Origin of the sequence: Mesorhizobium sp. M2E.F.Ca.ET.209.01.1.1 (genome assembly GCF_004010375.2) — a bacterium.
Lineage (GTDB): Bacteria > Pseudomonadota > Alphaproteobacteria > Rhizobiales > Rhizobiaceae > Mesorhizobium.
Genome location: NZ_SADP02000069.1, coordinates 1 through 723, shown reverse-complemented (window position 1 = coordinate 723; position 723 = coordinate 1). Strand labels below are relative to the sequence as shown.

Sequence of the window (723 nt, the reverse complement as noted above, 5' to 3'; positions counted from 1 at the left end):
TGCTCTTCCGATCTCCAAGGTTGAGATAAAGCGATTCCAGCATCCGGCGTCCTCCATTCGCAACAGCTAACGCGGCAGACCGGGGCTGGTTGCAGGCGATGGCGCCGCAAAGGCCGGCGCGCCACCGATTTCCCGTCAGGATCAAATGCTTGGAACCATGATCGCGGCCAGGGATTGAACCTTGCGAACCGGCTGGGACGCCGCATCGATGGAACGCTATTATTTCGACCTCTATAATTCCGAGTATTGCCAGGTCGACGACCAGGGGCAGCTTTTTGCCACCCCCGAGCGCGCCGGCCTGGAAGCGTTGCGCATCCTGCACGACATTGCCCGCGACGAGGCACCGGGAGCCAAGCGGCTGAAGATCACCGTGAAGCTGCGCAACGCCGAGAACGAGCAGATCTTCGAGGCTTCGCTGACGCTGGACTCGGCCTGGAGCTGAGGCCCGGCACGCCATTTTCCGGAGGCAACCATGTTCGCGGATTTCGAGGCGTTGGAAATCGACACCGGCCCGGCAAGGATCTTTGCCCGCCGCGCCGGCAGCGGGCCCGGCCTGCTCCTGCTGCACGGCTTTCCGCAAACGCATCTGATGTGGCGCGACGTGGCGCCAGGCCTGGCGCGCGATTTCACCGTCGTCTGCGCCGATCTGCGCGGCTACGGGCAAAGCTCCTGCCCGCCATCGGCGGCCGACCACGCGCCCTACGCCAAACGCGCCATGGCCAC

2 protein-coding genes are annotated in these 723 nt (G+C 64.6%); both read left to right on the top strand.

Annotated features, from left to right (window positions below):
* Positions 1-208 precede the first annotated feature (208 nt).
* Positions 209-442 carry a hypothetical protein gene (locus tag EN852_RS34575; RefSeq protein ID WP_127230608.1) on the top strand — a complete coding sequence of 78 codons (234 nt, stop codon included), beginning with the start codon at positions 209-211 and terminating at the stop codon, positions 440-442.
* Between the two features lie 30 nt (positions 443-472).
* A partial coding sequence (locus EN852_RS34570; protein ID WP_135879567.1) for an alpha/beta fold hydrolase occupies positions 473-723 on the top strand: 251 nt, incomplete at its 3' end.

What these genes read in the sequence shown, in the direction of transcription:
- EN852_RS34575 (WP_127230608.1), top strand. Translation starts at nt 209, where the DNA reads ATGGAACGCTATTATTTCGACCTCTATAATTCCGAGTATTGCCAGGTC.